The 21,564-nt window shown below is 45.3% G+C and carries 14 protein-coding genes; 5 read left to right on the top strand and 9 right to left on the bottom strand.

The window, feature by feature from the left end; translation table 11 throughout:
• Positions 1-7: 7 nt before the first annotated feature.
• From V144x_RS07990 to V144x_RS07965, 6 genes are all read right to left on the bottom strand, one after another.
• The gene (locus V144x_RS07990; protein ID WP_144983921.1) at positions 8-1,924 is read right to left on the bottom strand and encodes a metallophosphoesterase N-terminal domain-containing protein; all 1,917 of its coding nucleotides are present in this window, start codon (positions 1,922-1,924) and stop codon (positions 8-10) included.
• A 74-nt stretch (positions 1,925-1,998) separates the two neighbouring features.
• The gene (locus tag V144x_RS07985; RefSeq protein ID WP_315851533.1) at positions 1,999-2,823 is read right to left on the bottom strand and encodes a DUF1559 domain-containing protein; all 825 of its coding nucleotides are present in this window, start codon (positions 2,821-2,823) and stop codon (positions 1,999-2,001) included.
• 105 nt (positions 2,824-2,928) lie between these two features.
• Positions 2,929-4,314 (bottom strand): FecR domain-containing protein, encoded by a 1,386-nt coding sequence (locus tag V144x_RS07980; protein ID WP_144983918.1) that lies wholly within the window; start codon positions 4,312-4,314, stop codon positions 2,929-2,931.
• Entirely contained in the window at positions 4,311-4,850 is a 540-nt protein-coding gene (locus tag V144x_RS07975; RefSeq protein WP_144983915.1) for a sigma-70 family RNA polymerase sigma factor, read from the bottom strand. The genes V144x_RS07980 and V144x_RS07975 overlap by 4 nt, the downstream gene beginning before the upstream one ends.
• Positions 4,851-5,247: 397 nt before the next feature.
• The gene (gene folE2 / locus V144x_RS07970) at positions 5,248-6,258 is read right to left on the bottom strand and encodes a GTP cyclohydrolase FolE2 (protein ID WP_144983912.1); all 1,011 of its coding nucleotides are present in this window, start codon (positions 6,256-6,258) and stop codon (positions 5,248-5,250) included.
• Between the two features lie 341 nt (positions 6,259-6,599).
• Positions 6,600-7,556: a tetratricopeptide repeat protein gene (locus tag V144x_RS07965; RefSeq protein WP_197998818.1), complete on the bottom strand. Its 957-nt coding sequence runs from the start codon at positions 7,554-7,556 to the stop codon at positions 6,600-6,602.
• A 746-nt stretch (positions 7,557-8,302) separates the two neighbouring features.
• On the opposite strand from V144x_RS07965, the gene V144x_RS07960 reads away from it, so the two are divergent.
• The 5 genes from V144x_RS07960 to V144x_RS07940 all read left to right on the top strand — a co-directional run bounded on the left by V144x_RS07960 (position 8,303) and on the right by V144x_RS07940 (position 17,955).
• Positions 8,303-9,415, top strand: coding sequence for a hypothetical protein (locus tag V144x_RS07960; protein ID WP_144983907.1), 1,113 nt, complete (start codon positions 8,303-8,305; stop codon positions 9,413-9,415).
• A gap of 141 nt (positions 9,416-9,556) precedes the next feature.
• Complete coding sequence (polX, locus tag V144x_RS07955) at positions 9,557-11,272, top strand: DNA polymerase/3'-5' exonuclease PolX (protein ID WP_144983904.1); 1,716 nt, start codon at positions 9,557-9,559, stop codon at positions 11,270-11,272.
• 76 nt (positions 11,273-11,348) lie between these two features.
• Positions 11,349-12,836, top strand: coding sequence for an AAA family ATPase (locus tag V144x_RS07950; protein WP_144983901.1), 1,488 nt, complete (start codon positions 11,349-11,351; stop codon positions 12,834-12,836).
• A 215-nt stretch (positions 12,837-13,051) separates the two neighbouring features.
• Positions 13,052-13,648 (top strand): hypothetical protein, encoded by a 597-nt coding sequence (locus V144x_RS07945; protein WP_144983898.1) that lies wholly within the window; start codon positions 13,052-13,054, stop codon positions 13,646-13,648.
• 80 nt (positions 13,649-13,728) lie between these two features.
• On the top strand, positions 13,729-17,955 hold the full coding sequence (locus V144x_RS07940) for a DUF7133 domain-containing protein (RefSeq protein ID WP_144983895.1): 4,227 nt from the start codon (positions 13,729-13,731) through the stop codon (positions 17,953-17,955).
• Here the strand turns inward: V144x_RS07940 and V144x_RS07935 are convergent.
• From V144x_RS07935 to V144x_RS07925, 3 genes are read right to left on the bottom strand one after another with little or no spacing between them, the layout of a single operon-like run.
• Positions 17,918-19,363, bottom strand: coding sequence for a hypothetical protein (locus V144x_RS07935; RefSeq protein ID WP_144983892.1), 1,446 nt, complete (start codon positions 19,361-19,363; stop codon positions 17,918-17,920). The genes V144x_RS07940 and V144x_RS07935 overlap by 38 nt on opposite strands.
• A 48-nt stretch (positions 19,364-19,411) precedes the next feature.
• Positions 19,412-21,067: a DUF1700 domain-containing protein gene (locus V144x_RS07930; protein WP_144983888.1), complete on the bottom strand. Its 1,656-nt coding sequence runs from the start codon at positions 21,065-21,067 to the stop codon at positions 19,412-19,414.
• Positions 21,054-21,386, bottom strand: a complete 333-nt coding sequence (locus V144x_RS07925; protein WP_144983885.1) for a PadR family transcriptional regulator — start codon at positions 21,384-21,386, stop codon at positions 21,054-21,056. Before V144x_RS07925 ends, V144x_RS07930 begins: the two co-directional genes overlap by 14 nt.
• Positions 21,387-21,564: the final 178 nt, after the last annotated feature.

Genomic DNA, 21,564 nt, shown 5'->3' with positions numbered 1-21,564 from the left:
ACAAGCTTTATTCAGTATCATTCAGAACAAAACAAAAGCGATTTTGTTGGCGCTGAAATGGGGTTTCGTCGAGTGAATCGGGATTCCCTGCAAGAAACCCGCCCCAGTCGGCTGACGAGGCCCCCCAATGTCCGGTTCTCACTCGTCTGATCGCTTCGTCTCGCGGATCTCGAAATACTTTTCCCTGGAATTTAAGGACAGGGCTTCCAAGACTCATTGCGTCTCCTGTTTCTAAAAAACGAAACGATAGTGTGTTGGCAACTCCGAGGTTCGATGCCTTAATGGGAAATACATAATCTTTGACCAAATTGGGTGTGAGCTCACCAACTATTTTATTGTTGAATAATACTTCCACTTTGCCAGAGTTGACTTTGCGGTTTTTTGCATTGGAATTAGCCTTACCAACAGAAAACTCAAGCAAAGCGTCATTTTGAGATTCCAATGGACCTGAATTGTTGGCAACGACGAACTTTCTAGAACGGACTTCTCTGGTGGCAGTGCTTCTGACATCGAACTGGAGATGACCTTCAGGAAGTGAAGTTGAGTTGATATTCGCAACAAACAGTGCACGATAGAACGGTTGACCGATTTTATGCATCGGTTTCCAGTCGGTACCATTAACAGAATATTCCAGTGTTTCATTAGGTTGAGGCTGAACCAGATGCGCCTGGAGTTCCACGCGTCCTGTCCAAGGGGCACCCACACGATGCGAGACAATTGCGATCCGTTGCCCCAGTCCTTTATAGAAGTAATCCATCTGCTCCCCCTTGACGCGATAGATAAGGTATCCTTGTGGGGAAAGATCAGGGCAAAGTTGTTTCGCTTTCGGGTTCCACCAGCAGCCAGCTAAAGCGCCTCCCGTTCGATAGGGAACGGGTCGCCTTTTGTTAGCAACAACATGATCATCGCCAACAAGCTGAAGTCGGACATCATTCTGCTGTGCCATCTCAAGAAAACCGGGACAGTGCTTAGCCAAATCGGCTTCGGATGTAGTGACAACAAACGTCCCTGGAGACCGATGAAACATGTCTTGTTTCATCCATTCTGCATGGACTGGCTGTACTTCAAGAGTAGGATATTCCAATTTTCGACCGTTTACCAGATTCTGTATCTGGCCGAGGTGATAACCATAATCCACTGACATAAAATGGATTTTGCCATATTCAAACGAAAAGAAATGCGGTCCGAGATACTCCCAATACATCGGCTTGGCACAGCGGTGGTCCCCGCGTGGAAACTCTTTGAGTCGATAAGATGAATCTGTATGGTCTCCTGCCACATTGTAATAAGGCATGGTCAAATGGTTCATGATGCCGACATAATTCCGAAAACTGGCATGCCCGGAGGCAGGGGAACTCACGAGCGCTTTGTGGAGGTTCAGGAGGTCGCCACTGTTCACGACGAAACGTGGTTTCGGAGACAAAGCGTTCACTTCTTGTACGAATTCGCTCAAACCTTCCACTGATCTGGGACTCGTGGAGACGTGTGTGTCGGTTACATGCACGAAGATATAATCATTCTCGTCGTCGGTTGTCTGTTTGAGTTCGAAGTCGACTTGAGGAGCGAGAGGCTTGTACCAATCCCCTTGAATTTCATACCCCGAAGGACGAGTGATATTGATAAACACGGCACTCTGGTTTGGGGTGAGTTCGTAAGCACCGTTCACATCCGTTTTGACGACGGAATATCCGTCCGAGATGGAAACCCCCTTCACTCCCATAGCTGTTTGATCTGACTGTAATCTGACACGTCCTGTGATCAGTTTGGGAACCGGGGCTCCATAGTTTGGTTTCGGAGTTTTCTTAAGAAGAAGTTTAAGAATCTTCGATTGCGGCTCTTTAGCAGTTTCGGCTTTTGTCTTATCGGGCAGCAGGGTAATGAAAAAACAACTGACAACATAACCAAGGCACAAAGCCAATCGCATTTTACTACTCCCAGGGGGTTCATCAAAAGATGGTCTCGATTATACTATGATTCAGCGAATGATAAAAAGACGCTTTAAAACTCGCCAAGAACCTCACCACCATTATAGGTTCCGAGAGCCGTATATGTATCTTGATTCATATTCTCGGAGAGAAACCGAACACGTCCATCCGCAAACACAAAGTGGCATCCACCAACGTGAACGCTACTAAAGAGATCATCTACATCGGTGCCATTAATCGGAAATGTGGCATTTGCATTGGAAAGGACATTTCTTGAATTAGTAGATTTTCCGACCCAAATTGATCCATTATGGTCTTTAGTATCTGATTCTCCGACAATAAAGGTGTTACTTGTTCCGTCCGTGAAGTCTCGCATTCTGCGTGCACTGGTAGGGTAAGTAAGAACGGATCGTACGGCTTTATAGTTTGATTTCCCATAGGAATCAATTTTAGTGTTCACTCCGCCCATAGGATCAGAAGGGCACATGAAGGCAGGCAGAATCACCCTTGCATAGGCAGTCGCGCCTGTTGTCATAGCAGGAATAGTAGTCCAATCAACGTCCATCGCACCAGAGCCACTGATGTTATTATAAAGTGGTGCTTGATCCATGAAAGGCAGAATGAAGGTGCCCCATCCAAGATCGTTGTTCATAAATGGAGTACCAGCAGGATGATTATCAACATAAGACGGTGGGAAGGTACGGTGTGTATCGTGGTAATTATGTAATGCCAGGCCGATTTGTTTCATGTTATTTTTGCAAGAGCTACGTCGCGCTGCTTCACGAGCTTGTTGTACTGCGGGCAATAGGAGTGCAATGAGAATGGCAATGATGGCAATCACAACCAGTAATTCTATTAGTGTGAACCCTTTTCGATTTTGTATAAGACTTCTCATCATTCATCTTTCTCTTTAATCAATTCAAATCATATTTGTTTCAGAAACATACTTCATTGACAGAATATGAACACTGCTTAACTTAGCGACCCCAGTTCAATCGATTGGTTATTTTTCTTCAGCGGCAACAATCACGCGCATGGCATTCATACTCTTGAGTCCCTCTGCCCTTGACAGAATCCAATTTAGATAAAGTGAGGAACGACCGGGCAAGAGTTTGGTCTCGTCTTCAGCAACACGGACATGAGATTTTTCATACCGTACATCGGGATTGCCTAAAGATTGATCTGTTTGTAGAAGCAGGGGATCTGTTTGCAGGATGCCCAGAACTTGCCCCTTGAAGTGAACTTCCCCCTTCATGGTCAATGTTGTTTTTTGATCAGAAAACTCAGGATGTCCTGGGTGGTGGGCATCATGATGGAGATAGTACACATCTACTTTGGTTCCCTTTTGAATCACATCTTCCTGGAATTGTCCCTTATTATTTTGGATGGGAACAAAACAGCGGATCTCTTCCGGTAAGCTGATATTTTGCCGTTCCTGGAAAACATGTATGTGTTCATTGCTGGTAAACTCACCAGATTTCAGACTGACGGGTAAATTTGACAGAAGCTTTAAGTCTCCTGAAAGCTGATGAATACGAGACTCTTGCATGAGGCATTTTGCAAAAAGAAGATCGCTGTCTGTGTCGCTTAAAACAATTTCTTTACCCGGTGATCGTTTGATAGATTGTCCTGCAGATAATCGTTGAGGCAGACCTTGAGGGCTTCCTTGCTTCAAACTGAAGCCGTTGACTACCCCTTGAAAAACGTGTGTTTCAGAAACTCCTTCTTTATTCACATGCACGCCGAACCGGGTTCCTAAATCAATAATCTCAAGCGTGGGAGTTTGTACTTCAAAGCCGATTGCTTTCTGAGAAACGTGAGCCGTCATAGTCCCCTGTAACAGGCGTAGAGCATTTGAATTCAGAAACTGGAACGTAGTGGGGCCCGCTATCACAACATTCACGCCCGAATCCATCTGAAGCTGAAGCACACCTTGATCAAGATGATATTGTCGTCCCGTTTGTAAATGATCGTTCACCACGCACAGAATATTTTGAGTCCTTAGCTCGCCATCAGAGAGTGCATCGACAATTGCAACGTTTTCTGGTTGACTAGAGTCAGAGACGATAAGAGGATCAGCCCACTGATGCACGCCAAACCAGGATGTCAGTGTAATTGCTAGAATTAACATCGCCACCAAAAAAGATCTGGAGAGATAAAAAGATGAATGAGAGACAGTCGTCTCAGTAACCAATTTGCTGTACCATAGCTGAGATCGTTGTAATTCAGTCCATTCACGAATCACGGTCTCTTCACTGGAGACCTCGATCATTAAACGAGCAAGGTCTTCTTCAGTACAAAGTCGGAGTTCGAGTGACTTTATTTCATCACAGTCAAGTTCATTAGCGAGATAGGCTTCGAGCAGGTCTCTATCTTTGGGCTGAATCATTGTGTTGCCTCCGAAGCAAGTTGTCTGGAAACACAATCACGAAGCATCGTTTTAATTCTTTTCAGTCGGGAGTAGATTGAGTGCACACTTTTCCCGGATTCTGAAGCGATGCCAGCTATTCCCATTTCAGAATCGTCGTACCGCATCACGATTAACTCTCGACTATGTGCGGGAAGCTTGTCGAGACACTTCATCATGGCATCACGGAAATTCAAACGAGACTGCTTTTGCTCCACCTGATTGACCGCATCTGCGAGCGCCGCAACTACGTGTGGATTGAAAGGTGTCTCTTTTTTCTTCTTTTTCAGGTGAGACAGTACTTGATGGAAGGCAATCTCGCGCACCCAGGGAAAAAAAGAATCCTTCTCTTTAAGTTGCTCGAACGATTCAATCGCGATGACACAAACATCATGCAGAATATCTTCAGCATCCGTATGATCTCTCACACAGGAAAAAATATAGCTGTAGAGCGCAGTCCGATGTTGCATTACCAGACGTGTCTCCTCAGAACGATCTTTTATAAAACCTAAAGACATTTGTCTACTTTAAGAGAGTGCTTGTAAATCTCCGCGCTTACTAAGAGAAAGAAGCAGCTCCGTTTAGGCAGGAAAAATCACAAAATTCTAAAAAATAAAGAATTTCTGCTGTGAGAAAGCATGAATCCTAAGAGCACGGAGCGATGCCCTTAAAAATTCGTTTTCGTTTCGCATCTCTCATTTGACGAATACAAAACAGAATGTAATCGGTAATGTGTTTAGCCTAACTCGGATGAGTTAGAAAGAGAACCTCATCGTTTCAATTCTGATAAAAATGAAAACAACACGCATGCAAACACAATTCGTCGCTTCCAAAACCTAAAGAGGTGATAAAGAGAAGGACTTTGATCTCTGCAGGATTTGAGCGATTCCTGATAAAGGCTTAAAAAACAGCCGTTTATGTCTGATCGCTGGTAGCCACCGCAGCGGCATCATGGGGATGCAAGCTTTCGAGATGATTGATTTCGACTCGAAAATTGTTAATGCCTTTGTACTCCTCTAGAGCGGCCTTCAATTTTCGGGCTGCGTCTTCACAGAACATCAGGTTGGCTCCGTTCAACCGCGCGAATTCTTGCTCATCTTCGCGCTTGACTGCTGTTTGCACAGGGGTCGCGATGGCACGTTCGAGATAATCTATCAGTGATTCAATCGGAAAATCTTCCAATCCACTGTCTAAGTCCACCGTGACATCAGCGTGGCTTCTCTGGCTGTGTGGGACTGCCAGAATTGCTTCCTGTGTTCCCAACCATTGATAGATTTCATCATGAGAGAGTTCACTTCGGTCACCGAACGCATCTTCAAAAGCCTGCTGAATCAACTGCCTTGATAAGGCGGCTGAACAGGGACAGGCACTGGAATAAGTCAGTTGAACATGCAATTGGTGTTGAAACGTATTCTGTTTGAACGAACTGTGTATCGTAATTGGATAGGCGCGCCAGCCGGCATGATCAGAAAGTAACGCAGGTCGTTTCAGCGAATGTTCGTAGGTCAGAGTCAAAAAACTGTTGGAACTCATTCCCTCATGTGTCTGTACAAAATCTTTCAGAATCTCATTGACCAGAGGCAAAGAAAGTTCCTGGTCAGCTAGCCGACTATTCAAACTGAGAAATAGTCGAGACATATGGATCCCTTTGGTCTTCTCATCATCGAGGCTCACAGCTGCATCAGCACGAGCTGGAGTACGAAATATCTCACCTGAAGCATCACGAAGCCTGAGTACCAATTCTACCCCTGACATCCCGACACGCTCAAGAGTCCCCCCAATGAGTGGAACGGTTTCATTTGCCACATCAGGTAGGTTTATCGATGGTGAACTAATCCCTGCTACGGAAGATGGTCTCTGATTGTTATTCTGCTCCGCAGATTCCATTTGTTTGAGATTTAGTACATCGGAAACGAATTCAAACATTCAATCATTCTTTCGTCGGTTTGGCCCAGGTGAAACTCAGATTTCACAAAAGATTATCCCGTTTTTTATCAAATTCACATACGAGAACATACTGTAACAAAAAAACGCCACTATATCATTTAGTCGACGAAATTCTTTTTTCAAGTATCAAAATTCAAAAATCACCATAATTTGATCGTAATAACCTCAATTTATATATGGAATTACGAATAAATTCCATCAGTGCGAGTTCCTGGAGCTTTCGAGTTAGATCGGGCAAGACATTTGAGCCATATATCAGCAAATACAATGATTCATAATAAATGCGTTACATTGAGTGAATCATTAACCGCCAGCATTCACTATCGACTATTGATTTTTGCGGAAGAAATCGACAGCGTTCCGACCTTCTCCCAGCCTTGGGGAGGCTGTAATGTTTCGACGGGGATCGGCTGGGGTGCTTGTCCGATGAAACCTGGCCTTTGGAGGGGAGTGTACATGGAAGCCTGTTGAATATTCATCATGTTTGATTGTTGAGTTAAATAACTGGAAAGCCGATTTGTTTCGGTATGCAGCGGATTTAAAGATAGTGCCTTTGTCACGGCAGGATAAACTTTCTCCATATCGTTCGCCTGTAAACTGGCATAAGCGAGGCGATACCAGTCATCTGCGGTTGCATCGGGGCGATTTTTCATTGCTCGTTCAAGTGATGCTACTGAATCATTCCAACGCTGTTCCGCACCGTAGGCCACTCCCAGCAACCATTGAGCCTCTGATCTCTGATGGATTGTGGCTGCTGTATTATGGCAAATGGGACGCAATATCGGAGTAGCGCGGTTGGATTCCCCCTGTTTGATCTCAAGTGCTGCCAATTTTAATCGAGAAACAATATTATAGGGTTCTGCCTGCAAGATCCTATGATATGTTTCTTCAGCAGCCGCATTCAGCCCCGCTAATTCTTCTAACTCACCTTTGAGTAATAAGGCACGAATATTCGTGGGATCAAGGTTCAAACCGAATTCCAGGTTTTTGAGCGCATCAGTATATTGTTTCTTTTGATGCAGTAAATAAGCCAAATCAATATAAGGTCTCGGATCGTCGGGAGAGAGAATGGTCGTTTTTTCTAACTGTTGGATTGCTTCTTCCGAAAAGCCATTCGTAATTAAGAATTCCGAAAGTTGGCGGCGTACTCCTGCGTGATTAGGGTTTGAAGCCACCGCCTGCTTGAGCAGTTCAGCAGCCTGTTCCTGTTGTCCGCTTTCCGTTGCCTCACGAACCTGTTCAACGAGATCCTGTGATTCAGAATCTCTGACAGCCATTTTCTGAGTCCAACTTGCACACCCACTACAAATCCCACAAATCAGCCCCAGCGCACAAAAAGTCCGTATCAGACTCGTCGAGCTGAATATGTTGCATGCGAGCATGTTTTCAGGACGATCTCTCATCGGACGTGGTTATCTTCCTCCATGAAGATAAAAATCGCAGAGAAATTTTGAATCGGTTAAGATCGAATTCAGTGAACACTCTGCGGGCTTCAGACCGCGTAACTTAGCATTTTATTGAATTTCAGGGTAGAGGAACTCACCCGATCTCCTTCAAACTGATCTGGGGAGCAATTTGGGGGCTGTCAGCGAAAATTTCCATTTGAACTCGAATGGGTTTCGATAAATTAAGTCTTGATATCAAATCAACTTATATCAATTTATTGATACCTGATATTTGTCTGAATCGGAGGAAAAATGCGTATGTCCTTCAAATCACGAGCCATCAACAAACTTCGGACTTTAGAGAAATTAGAAACAATCGAGAATGATTATGAATTGTCCCTCAAAAACTTAGTTTATCCGACCCAACCAATAATCCCAATCATTGACATTGGTAGGACTGTCAGGGTACAAAATGATTACTAATGGATTAGTCGCTTTATGTTTCGACATGATTGGAAATATGGTGAAATTGGCGTGATGGACTACGTCTTCTTTCGGCATGGCTTACTGCCCCTGGTCGTGCAATTGTATAGCTCGATTTTAATAAGGTCGAATGAATGATGAGTCTACTAAAAAACATGAATCTGAAGAAAGTTTGCCTCACAGTCGGATGTATTCTGACGATTGGCTTGGTCTCGCTGGCAGAATCTGACGCGGGGGTAATTCCCTGGACTTACAATGCCCTCTTTGGACCAAGTCGAAATGGTCCCATGTACTATGGCGCCGGTTATGCTCCTCGAACCTATTCAGCCAACTACGGCGGTTACGGAATGATGAGTCCTGGAAACTGCTGCGGGACTCCCGGTTATGTGTCGTATTATGGCACTCGCGGACAAGCCAGACGCCAGTCACGTGCCGCTTATCGCTGGTATCTGATTAACAATCCTCAAGTTGTCGGTGTCAGCTACAGAAATTTTGGCGGGGGTAATTCCTATGGATTTGCGGGCGCCGCTTACGGCCCAGGTTGTTGCTCTCCCTGTGGGATAGGAGGCTGTGCAACCGGAGCTTGTGGATCCAACTGTAGTACTGGCCAATGTGGCGTCTCTTATAATCCTGCTAGAGCCAACACACCCACACCAGATCCTGCTTCCGGTAAAAAAGTTCCGGAACCGCGTGAAATTGAAAGCACGACTCCCAAAACGTTTGCGGATGAACCCATGCCTCCCGGCGAATCCAAATCGAATGTAGAAGATTCCGGGTTTGGGGCTCGACGCTATGAACGGAGCCCCATGGATACTCCGATGCCCAAAAGCGAATCAAAGGATGTATTTGAAGTTCCTTTAAAGCGGGGGGGATCTGAGACTCCGATGCCAGGCGGAGGCACAAAATTGCCCGAATTCGGAACAGAAAAAAAACAGGATGATTTCTTCGGGAATGAGTCTGATAAGACAAACGCATTCAAACCCACTCCGGATGGAAAGATTCCAAAGACGACCATTCCTAAAAAGAAAGCAGCTCCCACAAAGGAACCTGCTGAAAAAGCTCCCAAGGCAGAGCAGGAAACCAAGTTTCCTCAGTTGAGAGTACGACCTTTGAATCTAGACCAGAAGATCACTTGGAAATCGGCTCCCAGAGCGGAACGATTGACAATTCGTGCTCATTTTTCTGCTCCTCAAATCACCAAACAGAGTATTCCGACAAATTCTGGTTGGTTTGCTATCACAGATTCCACAAAGGTTGCTAGTAAATAACCACTGAGGGAATAGAGAATCAACAAAGTGCAAGTGCATCCCTGCCTTGCACTTTTTTTATGCGCCGATCGCGTTATTGTTAATAAGTGAAGACAAATCATTTTATTTCAGTTGTTAAGGCTAATAACGCGGACAGAAAATATGCAAAACTCAGAAATTGCACGCCAATTTGAGGAACTTGCGGATTTGCTGGAGATCCAAGGGGCGAATCCATTTCGCCTGCGCGCGTATCGCAATGCGGCCCGCACGATCTCAGGACTCCCTGAATCCATCGAAGACATCGCTAAAAACACTCCGAAGGAATTGCAGTCCTTACCGGGAATTGGCAAAGACCTCGCAGAAAAAATTGAAACAATTGTAGAATCGGGAACGTTGCCTCAATTAGAAACATTGAAGGAAGAAATTCCCGCAGATGTAGTTCGTATGTTAAATATTCCCGGCATCGGACCTAAAAAAGTCGCTTTTCTCTTTTCTGAACTCTCAATTCACTCGCTCGATGATCTCAAAGCGGCTGCAGAACAGGGAGTTATTGCTGAGCAAAAAGGATTCGGAAAAAAAACGGCACAAATTATCCTCGAAGGACTCGAACATCTGAACCAGGCAGGAAATCGAGTCCGACTCGCAGATGCCAAAGCGCAGTCAGATGAAATCATACACGACCTGCAAACCCTGGATTCCGTCCAGCAAATCTCAGAAGCAGGAAGTTGTCGGAGGCGCAAGGAAACAGTCGGTGATCTGGATATTCTAATCACGTCTAACGCCCCGGAGACTGTGATGGATGCGTTGGCAAACCATCCTTTAGTCAACACCGTCCTGGCGCGTGGAGAAACCAAACAACGTGTCCGGTTAAATTCCGGTTTGGAGATGGATTTGCGTGTTGTACCCGAAGAATCGTATGGGGCAGCACTCCTCTATTTTACCGGCTCCAAAGAACATAATATCGTGCTCAGACGCCGCTCCCAGGAACGAGGGCTCAAGCTCAACGAATACGGTCTCTTTCGCAAGGACAAGCTCGTTTCCGGTAAAACCGAAGAAGACGTTTACCAAACACTCGATCTCCCCTGGATTCCTCCCGAAATTCGCGAAAATCGAATGGAATTCACAGCCATTGAGGAAAACAAACTACCAGAGTTGATAGAGTTAAAACAGATTCGTGGCGACTTACACATGCATACAACGGCCACAGATGGAACCGCTTCAATTCTCGAAATGGCTGAAGGTGCCAAAGCAAAAGGCTATCAATACATCGCCATTACAGATCACTCCAAACGTGTTACCATGGCGAATGGATTAGATGCAAAACGCTTACGCGCTCACTGGAAAGCCATTGAGAAAGTGCAATCAAAAATATCTGGAATACAAGTTCTTAAAGGCATTGAATGTGACATTCTGGAAGATGGCAGTATGGACTTACCCGATGACGTTTTGAGTAAAGCAGACTGGGTTATTGCCGTTTTACACTACGGTCTGAAACAGCCTCAGAAGCAAATCAATCAACGGCTGCTGAATGCCATTCAAAATCCTCACGTCTCCATTCTCGGACATTTATCAGGCCGATTAATCGGGAAACGCCCCGGAGCTGACCTCAATTATAGTGAAATCCTCAAGGCGTGTGCCGACCATGGTACGATGCTGGAGATCAACGCACATCCCATGCGTCTGGATATTGATGACATTCATGCCGCCAAAGCCAAAGAACTGGGTATTCCGATCGTCATTAATACAGATGCTCATAGTGTGAAAGGCCTGGATGTGATGCAGTACGGCGTGTATCAGGCGCGTCGTGCAGGTTTATCCAAAAAAGATGTCGCCAACACCAAAACTTGGAAACAATTTCAAAAGTTGTTAAAAAAATAGAAGCAATCTTTAATCTTCACGCTTCAGATTCCCGTTATCGTTTGCAAATATTCCTACTTCATAGGAAGTAAAATAGATGTCAAATTCATTAGAACTCATGATTCGTTCGGGAAATCCATTTATTTCTATTGAAACACTCGATGAACAGCGGGCGTTGAAAGCGATTCAAAATGTCGCAACGGATTTAAAAAAGCCACTTTATGAATGGTCTGCAACAAATGGTCTGTGCCAAGTTGAAGATTCTCTTCTAAAATCTGCGTCAGTCCCTCCTGGCAAACCGGAACAGACTCTCGCTTATATCCAAATGAATGCTGAGAATCAGATTTTCGTTTTTAAAGATCTCGGTGCCTATTGTCGAGACAATATTGTGAATCGCATGCTGCGCGATCTTATGGAAACCTGCCAGAATAGCAAAACCACATTGATCCTCGTAGATGCATTCCCGCTGCCTGATGAAATCAAACGGTTTACCGTACGCTATGAATTGGGATGGCCAACCACAGATGAATTATCTACCGTCATAAAACAGACCTACAATAAAATCAGAAAAGAGAGTCAAGCAGAAATCACCGCCACACTCACTCGGCGAGACATGGAACAACTGGTGCTAACCATGCGAGGGCTCAGTTGCAGTGAAGTCGAGCGAGTCATCAGTTCCGCGATTTTGCAGGACAATGATTTAAACGCCAACGACTTACCACATGTCATTGAAGCAAAACGAACTCTTTTAGGTTCGACAGGCTGCCTGGAATCTATCGCCGTCGATGTGAAATCTGATCAGGTCGGCGGCCTCAATAAATTAAAAGACTGGTTGAAACTTCGTCGGGGAGGATATTCCAGAAAAGCACAAGAATATGGAATCGAACCTCCTCGGGGAGTGCTCATGCTGGGTGTTCCCGGTTCCGGAAAAAGCCTGTGTGCAAAAATGGTTGCCTCTGACTGGAGTATGCCCTTGCTTCGATTAGATCCCGGAATGCTCTACCAAAAATTTATTGGCGAAAGTGAAAGCCAGTTGCGTCAGGCCTTGTCGCAGGCAGAATCGATGGCGCCCGTCATTTTATGGATCGACGAAATCGAAAAAGCGTTTGCCTCGGCGGCATCCTCTTCAGCGGATGGCGGATTATCCAAGCGGATGTTTGGCACCCTGCTTGCCTGGATGCAGGATCATCGCCATCCGATATTTATTATCGCGACGGCCAATGATATCTCGGCATTGCCTCCGGAACTGATGCGCAAAGGACGCTTCGATGAGGTCTTTTTTGTAGATCTCCCGAACACTGCCTCTCGTGAACAGATTCTGAGTATCCATCTCAAACGCCGAAACCGGGATCCTGATCAATTCGACATCCGCTCTCTGGCAGCGATGGCGAATGAATTTACCGGCTCTGAACTTGAACAAGCAGTCATGTCTGGTTTATTTGCTGCATTCTCTGACAATGCGGAGCTCGAAGATCGACATATCGCTACCGAAATTCAGAAAACGAAACCTTTAGCCATTTTGATGAAAGAACGCATTGCAGAACTGCGCAATTGGGCTAAAAACCGTTGTGTTTCTGCCGATTAAAGTTCTTCTCTCACAAAATCCTGCCTCGAAATACCTTCAAAATCATTCTTCTTTGTGTTGCCTTTTATCAACATGCATGTACAACATAATTAACTTTTTCAATATTTGATACCAAATTCCATTTCTTGAACCAACGAGTTGAAAAACCGTGTGAAATGCGGGACAATTACCTATAGTCAAACGCTCAAACTCCTTATTTCAATCCGAGGATATTTATGATCTCGCCTAGTACATTCAGAAGAGTGCTGTTTTCCGTCCTGGGGCTTTCCCTGGCAATTTATGCCTGCACAGCGCGTGCTGAAGAGAAGTCTGAAAAAGCTAATGATGTCAAAATCAAAGACATCACGCTCAAAATTCCCTCCAACTGGAAAAGTGCTCCCCCCTCCAATAAGCTTCGCTTGGCGCAATTTACAATTCCAGCAGTAAAAGGTGATAAAGAACCAGCCGAGTTGGTTGTTTCCTCTTTTGGTGGTACGGGTGGCGGAATGGCTGCAAATGTCAATCGCTGGGTAGGACAGTTCGCTGCAAACGAAGATCGCAAAGTGAAAGTGACTCAGGGCGAATCAAAACTCGGTAAATATGTATTCGCCGATCTTTCGGGCACCTATAACAAATCAATTGGACCTCCATTTTTAAGAAAAACAACTCCAGTTCCCGACTCACGTATGCTCGGTGTGATTCTGGCTGTCGAAGGGAAAGCATATTACTTTCTCAAGTTGACAGGACCAAACAAAACAGTCGCATCAGTAGCAAACGAACTCCGCGCTGCTTTTGGCGCCAACGCCAAAGACGAAAAGCCATTCGAACAATAACGAATGGCTGATTTTTTTTCGCAATGGAATAATTTCGGATTGTTAACAAACCTCCTTTCAACACTGAATCCTGCCTCACTATGATCGACTACCCCAACCATGCCTCCAGGCTGAGTGTTCCTCTACAGCTGACCGGATTTCTGCTTCTTTGTCTCTGTCTCATGGTTACGGGGAAGAATCTGGCAGCTGAAGAAATCGATCCCGAAGAAGACGATTATCCACCGGGGCTTTTGGCAACCTATCAGGTGGGAGAGAAACGTATTCAACGGATCGACTCCGATATCGCCTTTAACTGGGGCAAGCAAGCACCTTTGCCTCAACTTTCTGCAGACAAGTTTTCTGCAGAATGGACCAGTCTGATTCTGGTAAAGCAGCCAGGTAAGTATCAGATTTCCGCTTACCTTGAAGGCGAAATCAAAGTTGAAATTGACGGCGAAACAGTTCTGGAAGGCAAACGTGACACTCCCGACTGGATCGTCGGCCCTAAATACGATCAGAACTTTGGTGAGTTTGAGCTACAAGTCACTTATCAAAAGATTTCTCCTCAGGCGCGTGTCCAATTATTCTGGTCTTCGAACCTGTTTGGACTGGAACCGATCCAGGCAAATCTTCTCTATCGGGAAGAGGGAAATCCAGAGGTCGCGCAAATTTCCCGTGGTCGCACTCATTTCGATGCCCATCGCTGTAATCGCTGCCATCAACGGGACCACCAGTTAACCAGCCCCGCTGCACCCGATCTGACATCTGTCGCAACGGCACTGAATCCGGAATGGTTGATTCGAAAAATCCAGAATGACGATTCTGTTTCCGCACATGCGAAAATGCCATTCTTTGGATTTAACCAACAGGAAGCAGAAACAGTTGCCGCCTATCTTTCCGCCCATTCAAAAACGGCAAAGCTTCAAAAAATCCCCAGTCCCAAAAAAGACAAAAAGACAAAAAAAGTTCCGACCCGCGATGAGGAACGGCGTTCCGGAGAAATTCTGATGCGTTCGGTCGGTTGTCTGGCCTGCCATACGATTGATGGAAAAGGCAACCAACAACCCTTTAGCGGTGGTGACCTGAGTAGCGTTGGTGAGAAGCGCAACACAAAATTTTTCTATACCTGGCTGTCGGATCCTCAGAAATTAAACAAAGATCATCGCATGCCGGTAATCAAGCTGAGTTCAATAGAACGACGCCAATTGGCATACGCGCTTTCTGAACTGAAACAGACAAAAATTCCCGTCGGCAAAAAGCAAACTACCAAAAAGAAACTGATTGCCGATGGAAAAAAACTGATCGCTCAAGCTCGCTGTGCTGCCTGCCATACGATCCCTGGCATCGATAAACCTACACAGACCGTTGTGGATCTCTCAAAACCAGTTCAGAATTGGGAGAACTCCTGTCTGGCTGAAACTCCAGATCTGGCCAAAGGACGCCCCGCCTATCGTACAATTGACCGAGACGCTGTTGAGGCTTACCTCAAATCGAGCTATGGAAAACTGGCCTCGGAGAATGAATTCGACCGCGGTCGTTACGTTCTGGAACAACGGAATTGTATTTACTGTCACGAACGCGACAAGCATGAAGGCATTACCCAAATTGCGGGACAAATGGCAAAATTCGATCCCGCACTTGCCGGACAGAGTGAAGCAATGATCCCTCCTGCTCTGACAGCGGTAGGAGATAAACTCAAACGAGAGGCACTTTCGGAGGCCGTCAGTGGCGAACAAAAAACGATCCGCATGCCCTGGCTGCACGTACGCATGCCGCGTTTTCAACACACAAAAGCAGACAAAGAAGCACTTCTGGATTATCTCGTTTCGCATGACCGTGTCCCTGATGACGGACCACGACAACCTGATTTTATGATCGACTCTTCTGACCAGAATCGGGCACAACTACTCATCGCCGGCCAGACCATTACCGGCGCCAAAGGTTTCAGTTGTATCTCCTGTCATGTACTCGGCGATTACAAACCACGCAACGTTGCGTTAGGCACGCGTGGTTCCGACTTGCTGATGCTGGGAAAACGGATGCGGAAAGAATACTTCCTGCGTTGGGTACATAATCCCCTGCGAATTGTTCCCGGCATGGAGATGCCAGCCTTGAAAAAGAGCGTTCCCAAAGTACTGGGGGGCGATATCAACCGTCAGTTGGACGCCATTTGGCTGGGTCTAAATGATCCCCAATTCAAGGTTCCTACCAACCCCTCCGTTGTCGAACAGTTCCTCACTGTAGCGGCAGGCGAACCGGCGCGCATCGTACGTGATGTCTTTACTAATCCCAAAGAAACCGGCGGCGGGTATGTGGCCCGCGCGTTTGCCATCGGTTTTGATAACGGTCATAACCTGCTGATCGATCTGGATCGTTTTTCGCTGGTTCAATGGACACTAGGAGATTTAGCGCGTCAACGCACCGAAGGCAAAAGCTGGTATTGGGACATGGCGGGTTCCCCCATTGTCTCCGGCTATGAACGAGGCAACGACTTTGCCTTAGTGAAATCAGGCAAAGAACCAATGTCGGTCATTTACCCGCATCTGCAAAATGGCCTGGCAGGGGCATTACGCAGCTATCACTCTGATGGAAACCAGATAACTCTCAATTATGAGCTCACCTTCAAAGTAAACGATCAAAAAACAACTGTTGAAGTTTCAGATACTTATAAAACACTTCCTGAACAACAAAATCAATCGGGTTGGCAACGAACCATCAAAGCCAGTCATCTTCCTGAGGGATACGAACTCTATGTGGGACGTATCCGATTTTCAAAAAGCATTGGCAATCCACAAATTTCGGTAGTGAAAAACCCACAAGCCAAGTGGATGCATATCAGCGACAATAATTCACACGAATATGTTAAAATGAATCGCGACTCTGCGGGACACGAATCATTGACACTAGACTACCTTTGCAATCTCAAGGCAGATGCGCTGCAAGTCAAAACAAAACCCAAGCCTAAAATTGCACTCGAAAAAGTCACCAGTGCCCCCGGCTTTGATGGCGTTCGTCTCCCCTTGGACCGATCCATCATGCCGACTGCTTTCGCCTGGCTCGATGATGGCACACTCGCTTTCACCTCCCTGAAAGGTGACGTCTTTCTCGCAAAAGACACCGACGGGGATGGCGTGGAAGATCAAATGATACTGTTTGAAGAAGGACTCTCTGCCCCTTTCGGGATTGTTACCGATGGAACCGATTTAATAGTCTCGCACAAACCCGAGGTGTTACGGCTTTCTGATACCAACGGAGATGGTCGCGCTGACAGACGTTCGGTCATCGCCACCGGTTGGGGGCTAAACGATAATTATCACGATTGGGCCACGGGGTGCATACGCGACAGTCAAGGTAACCTCTATATTGGCTTAGGTAGCGACTATTCACAAATGCAACGCCCCGATGACCAGATTCGTTGGCGAGGTAAAATTCTTAAGATCAGTTATAATGGTAAGATTGAACCATTGGGACACGCCTTCCGCTATCCCATCGGCCTCGGCATCAACTCCAAAGACGAAATTTTCGTTTCCGATCAACAGGGAGTGCAAAATACCTTTAACGAAATTAATTTCCTGATGTCTGGTAAAGCCTATGGCGTGCCCAGTCAATCTGATTTACGCACTAAGCAGAATCTGAAAGAGACAAGAGCCGCGATTCAAGTGCCCCATCCCTGGACGCGCAGCGTTAACGGCTTGACGTGTATTCCGAAACAGTTCCCCAATCCGGCTCTTTTCGATCATGGTCTGGGCTGTGAATACAATCACCGTTTACTGATTCGTTTCACGACACAGAAAGTGGGGGATACCGTTCAAGGAGCTACATATTACTTCACGCGGGCCGACGTACCTCCCGATGAGAAAAATTTCACCGGTCCCATGTCAGTTGCCGTTAGCCCAACTGGGGATATCTATGTCGGCAGCATCCACGACAGCGGTTGGCTCGGTGGCCAGAATACCGGCTCAATCACCAAGTTGACACCAAACGGAAAATTCCCGAACGGTATCAAAGAATTAAGAGCCACTCCCGATGGCTTTGAACTCGAGTTTTTCAAACCCATCGATGTGAAGAAAGCAGCCAATAAAGAAGCCTACACCATCGCCGGCTACACACGCGTCTGGAGCGGCAGTTACGCCAGCCCCGACAGTGGCCGCTATAAAGTTAAAGTGGAAAAGGTGACTGTTTCCGATGATCAGAAAACGGTTCGCCTGAAAGTCAACGAACTCAAAGAAAAATTCGTCTACGAAGTTAGCTGCCAGCAAATCGGCAAGTCGGGAACAAAACTCTTTCCAGTTACAGGGCACTATTCGATGAACCAGATTCCTGAGTAATTGGATACAGATCTGGAATATCAATTTTCCAGACATTGGGTTGATTCTTCTTTGTTGCAGAATAGGTCTTAGTGACAGGATATTTAAGAAGTCCATGTATCTGCTTCAGTTCTGTAGGGGTCTTGTCCACCACCATTGATGGTTCTATTTCGAGTCTCTTAAATGGCGAAACAATCAATCCAGCAAATGGTAACCCATACCTGGCTTCCGGTATCTCAAAACCGTTCTGTTTAAACCGTATAACTTTTATCGACTCCATAGAATTGATCTCGGCTAATTGACTGAGTTCGTTCTTCTGTATCAAATATATCGCTGGTGCCAAATACTGGCCTTCCAAAATTTCAACGGTCGGTGACCAGACCAATTTTTCCAAATTGATCTTTTCAATACTCCCGTCTGCATTAAGAGTACAGGGAGTCGCTCGGTTATTTTTAACTTCAATCAAATACACATTCTCCCTGGACTCTAGGCTTAGATCGTGTAAATAGACCCAAGAACGATCTCCTAATTCTCGGAATGAACTCAAGCTATACTCTTTCACTTTCTTGGATCGGTTGAACGATTGAGATCGAAAATCACACAACAGATAAAATTCTTCCCCCGCTGGCTTGTTCTGCCAGTTGACTTGAAATTGCACCGCAACATCCTCTGGTGCCTTTGCAGGACAGACGAGGGTTTGTTCAAACTTTCGCCCGGGGATTGTTGTTATCTGAAATAAATCAACAATTTCTCCCCAAGGGGCATGCAATGACATATAATACTTGCCCCAAGGGAGCTTTCCAAAATCCAGTTTTCCCGTTGCATCACTGACTGCATCGACAGCAAATTCTATTTGTTGACCTTCATATTTCGACAGAAACCCTTTAAAACCAGCGGATGGTGTTCCCTCTTTGCTTTCCGCAACCAGTTGAAACAAAATCGAATTCATCTCTTCCGAACCAGAATTTGCCTGAGTCGCTTGCTTCTCTAACAGTATTTCCATCTGCTTTAGAAATTGCGGATCCATCGTCGTCGTCGCGGCTGGCACAGGTCGATCAACCATCGCTGCCACTTGAGAGAGTAACTCCTGATTCATTCTCTGACTCTCCTGGAATAGCATCCAGGAAATACTCACAACAGCAAGACAACAAACCGCCATCACGACAGAGACACCAGTCATAATTCGTTGGGACATGATTTTCTCCTTCATAGCATCCAACCAAAGTTGGTGCGCAATTTTAACTGGATCACCAAACTGTTTTATTACACGCTCTCGTGCTAATTGCTGGTCCGAGTTCTTTAATAATTCTCTGTTCAAGGCGCAGGCAAAGTGATCGGTCAGTTCATCGAGAATATCCTGCCTGAGCGAGGAGGGCTCATCGTCGCGCTCGGGAGGAAAATTCTCGATACTAATCTCAGGCCAAACCACTTTGCGTTCCTTAATATTGATTCATCATAAAAGAACAGTGTGCTCCAATTATCGAACATTTTTGGATGAATCAATTTTCGAAGTAAGAGAACTCAAATCAGGTAGCTCGATTTCCCAGAGATTGGTTTGATCCTTCGATGCAGTAAATTCCAATCGACGTGGCAGTTGAATTCCAGCCACATTCTTAGAATTACCAAACGAGTCATTCAGCATAGGATCCGTTATATTGAGAGAAGGAATCAAGATCGCTGTATTAAGAACTCCAAAGGTTCCAGATTTCATCCCTCGAGATTCACTATGGTATGGATCGTATCTAACTATTTCTTTTCTTACCGAATTGAATACATCGTATGATGCTGACTTATTTAAAGAAGAAAGCTTATTCAAATATTTTTTCGGAATCAAATATATCAGAGGTAAAGTATATTGCCCCTGTAATATGTTGATCGAAGTTTTCTCAGCTAGAGAATCTGGACCAATATTTTCATAATACCCCTTTCGATCTAAGGGGCATAGACTCACCTGATCATCACTACTAATTAGATAAACGCCTTTTGGTTGCTGTTGTTGGTTCTGAATAGTCGTCCAAAGATCATCACCGAGTTTACGCGTACTGTTGAATGAAAAACCGTTTGCTGTTTCTCTTAATACATGACCATAACCAACATGTACTAATTCACGAAAGTCACACAGTAAATACCAATCTTCCGAATTTTGTTTTGTTGACCAATTGACTTTAAACTGGACAGGTACTTCTAGAGGTGATGCTACAGGGCAAACAATCGTCTGGGTATAGTCCCTTCCTGGAATTACTGTAATGCTCGGTACATGGCATACTTCACCCCAAGGAGCATTTAGATAAAAATAATACTGTCCCCACGGAAGTTTACCAAAATCAAGCTTACCGGTTTTAGTACTTACTGACTCTAAAGAAAACGATTCCATTTGATTACCATTTTTTGTCAAAATACCTTTAAAGCCAACGGCTGGTTTTTTGTCTTTGTTATCCTGAACCAGTTGAAACGATATTTGATTCATTCCTTCAGAAGCAGAACTCTCTTGATTATTTTGTTTTTGGTTCAGTTGCTCCAATTGTTTCAAAATTTGCTGGTTAATATTGGAGGGTTCAGCCGGCTTTGATTCCATACCAAAACCACCTCCCATCATTTCACCTTCGCCCACACCCATCGCTCCCATCATTCCTGACATACCCAATTCGTTTACTGGTCGTGATGGTCGTTGCGAATCCGCCAGGACTTTTAACTCGCGTACGATAGCTTCATTGGTACTCTGCAAACTTTTGACAACTGTGGAATCAGCCTGAGGTCTGTCGGCTATCACCGCCAATTGGTCCAGCATCTGACGATTTACCAACTGACTGTCTCGCATTAATATCCAGGCAATACCAACCACAGCGATACTGCAAACGGCCATTACAGCTGAAATTCCGGTCATAATTCGTTGAGACATAATTCTCTCCTTCATTGCATCAAACCAGAGTTGGCGAGCGATTTTAACAGGGTCACCAAACTTTTTGATTACACGTTTTTGAGCTAAACGCTCGTCCGAATTCTTTAATAACTCGCGATTGAAAGCACAAACAAAGTGATCGGTCAGCTCATCAAGTATATCCTGCCTTAATGACGCGGGTTCATCGTCGCGTCTAGGAGGAAAATCTTCGATACTGACTTCAGGCCAAACCACTTTGTGCTCCTAAAATTCGATCAACGGCGGAAGAAAACTGCTTCCATTCCTGGCGTTTCTCATTAAGGACTTTTTGCCCTTGTACGGTCAACTCATAATATTTACGCCGTCGACCATCGACCTCTTTCCAAAAGGATTTCAGGAGCTTTTTACGTTGCATTTTATGCAATGCGGGATAAAGACTCCCCTCTTTCAACTCAAATTCATTCGACGATCGATTGGTTACCTGCTGCGTAATTTCATAACCATACGTGGGCCCTTCGGAAACCAATTCCAGAATGAGCATCTCCAAGGTGCCTGCAAATAATTGAGGATTCATCGTATTTACTCCAATACATAGGACAACTACACATCTAATATATAGCCGCTCTAGGTATTGACTGTCAAGATAATTTTTTTGAGATTACAAAAAAGAGTGAGCTTGCTGCAATTCGTTCCAATCGCAACAAGCGGGAAGAGTAGGGTGCGGGCTCGCACCCTACACGGGCTTGATATGC

Origin of the sequence: Gimesia aquarii (assembly GCF_007748195.1) — a bacterium.
In the GTDB taxonomy this organism is placed as follows: Bacteria; Planctomycetota; Planctomycetia; order Planctomycetales; family Planctomycetaceae; genus Gimesia; species Gimesia aquarii.
The sequence above is the reverse complement of the archived record's forward strand: the minus strand, read 5'-3'. Positions and strand labels throughout refer to the sequence as shown.

What these genes read in the sequence shown, in the direction of transcription:
- polX (WP_144983904.1), top strand. Translation starts at nt 9,557, where the DNA reads ATGCAAAACTCAGAAATTGCACGCCAATTTGAGGAACTTGCGGATTTG.
- V144x_RS07985 (WP_315851533.1), bottom strand. Translation starts at nt 2,823, where the DNA reads ATGATGAGAAGTCTTATACAAAATCGAAAAGGGTTCACACTAATAGAA.
- V144x_RS07950 (WP_144983901.1), top strand. Translation starts at nt 11,349, where the DNA reads ATGTCAAATTCATTAGAACTCATGATTCGTTCGGGAAATCCATTTATT.
- V144x_RS07990 (WP_144983921.1), bottom strand. Translation starts at nt 1,924, where the DNA reads ATGCGATTGGCTTTGTGCCTTGGTTATGTTGTCAGTTGTTTTTTCATT.
- folE2 (WP_144983912.1), bottom strand. Translation starts at nt 6,258, where the DNA reads ATGTTTGAATTCGTTTCCGATGTACTAAATCTCAAACAAATGGAATCT.
- V144x_RS07980 (WP_144983918.1), bottom strand. Translation starts at nt 4,314, where the DNA reads ATGATTCAGCCCAAAGATAGAGACCTGCTCGAAGCCTATCTCGCTAAT.
- V144x_RS07925 (WP_144983885.1), bottom strand. Translation starts at nt 21,386, where the DNA reads ATGAATCCTCAATTATTTGCAGGCACCTTGGAGATGCTCATTCTGGAA.
- V144x_RS07940 (WP_144983895.1), top strand. Translation starts at nt 13,729, where the DNA reads ATGATCGACTACCCCAACCATGCCTCCAGGCTGAGTGTTCCTCTACAG.
- V144x_RS07960 (WP_144983907.1), top strand. Translation starts at nt 8,303, where the DNA reads ATGAATCTGAAGAAAGTTTGCCTCACAGTCGGATGTATTCTGACGATT.
- V144x_RS07975 (WP_144983915.1), bottom strand. Translation starts at nt 4,850, where the DNA reads ATGTCTTTAGGTTTTATAAAAGATCGTTCTGAGGAGACACGTCTGGTA.
- V144x_RS07965 (WP_197998818.1), bottom strand. Translation starts at nt 7,556, where the DNA reads ATGGCTGTCAGAGATTCTGAATCACAGGATCTCGTTGAACAGGTTCGT.
- V144x_RS07945 (WP_144983898.1), top strand. Translation starts at nt 13,052, where the DNA reads ATGATCTCGCCTAGTACATTCAGAAGAGTGCTGTTTTCCGTCCTGGGG.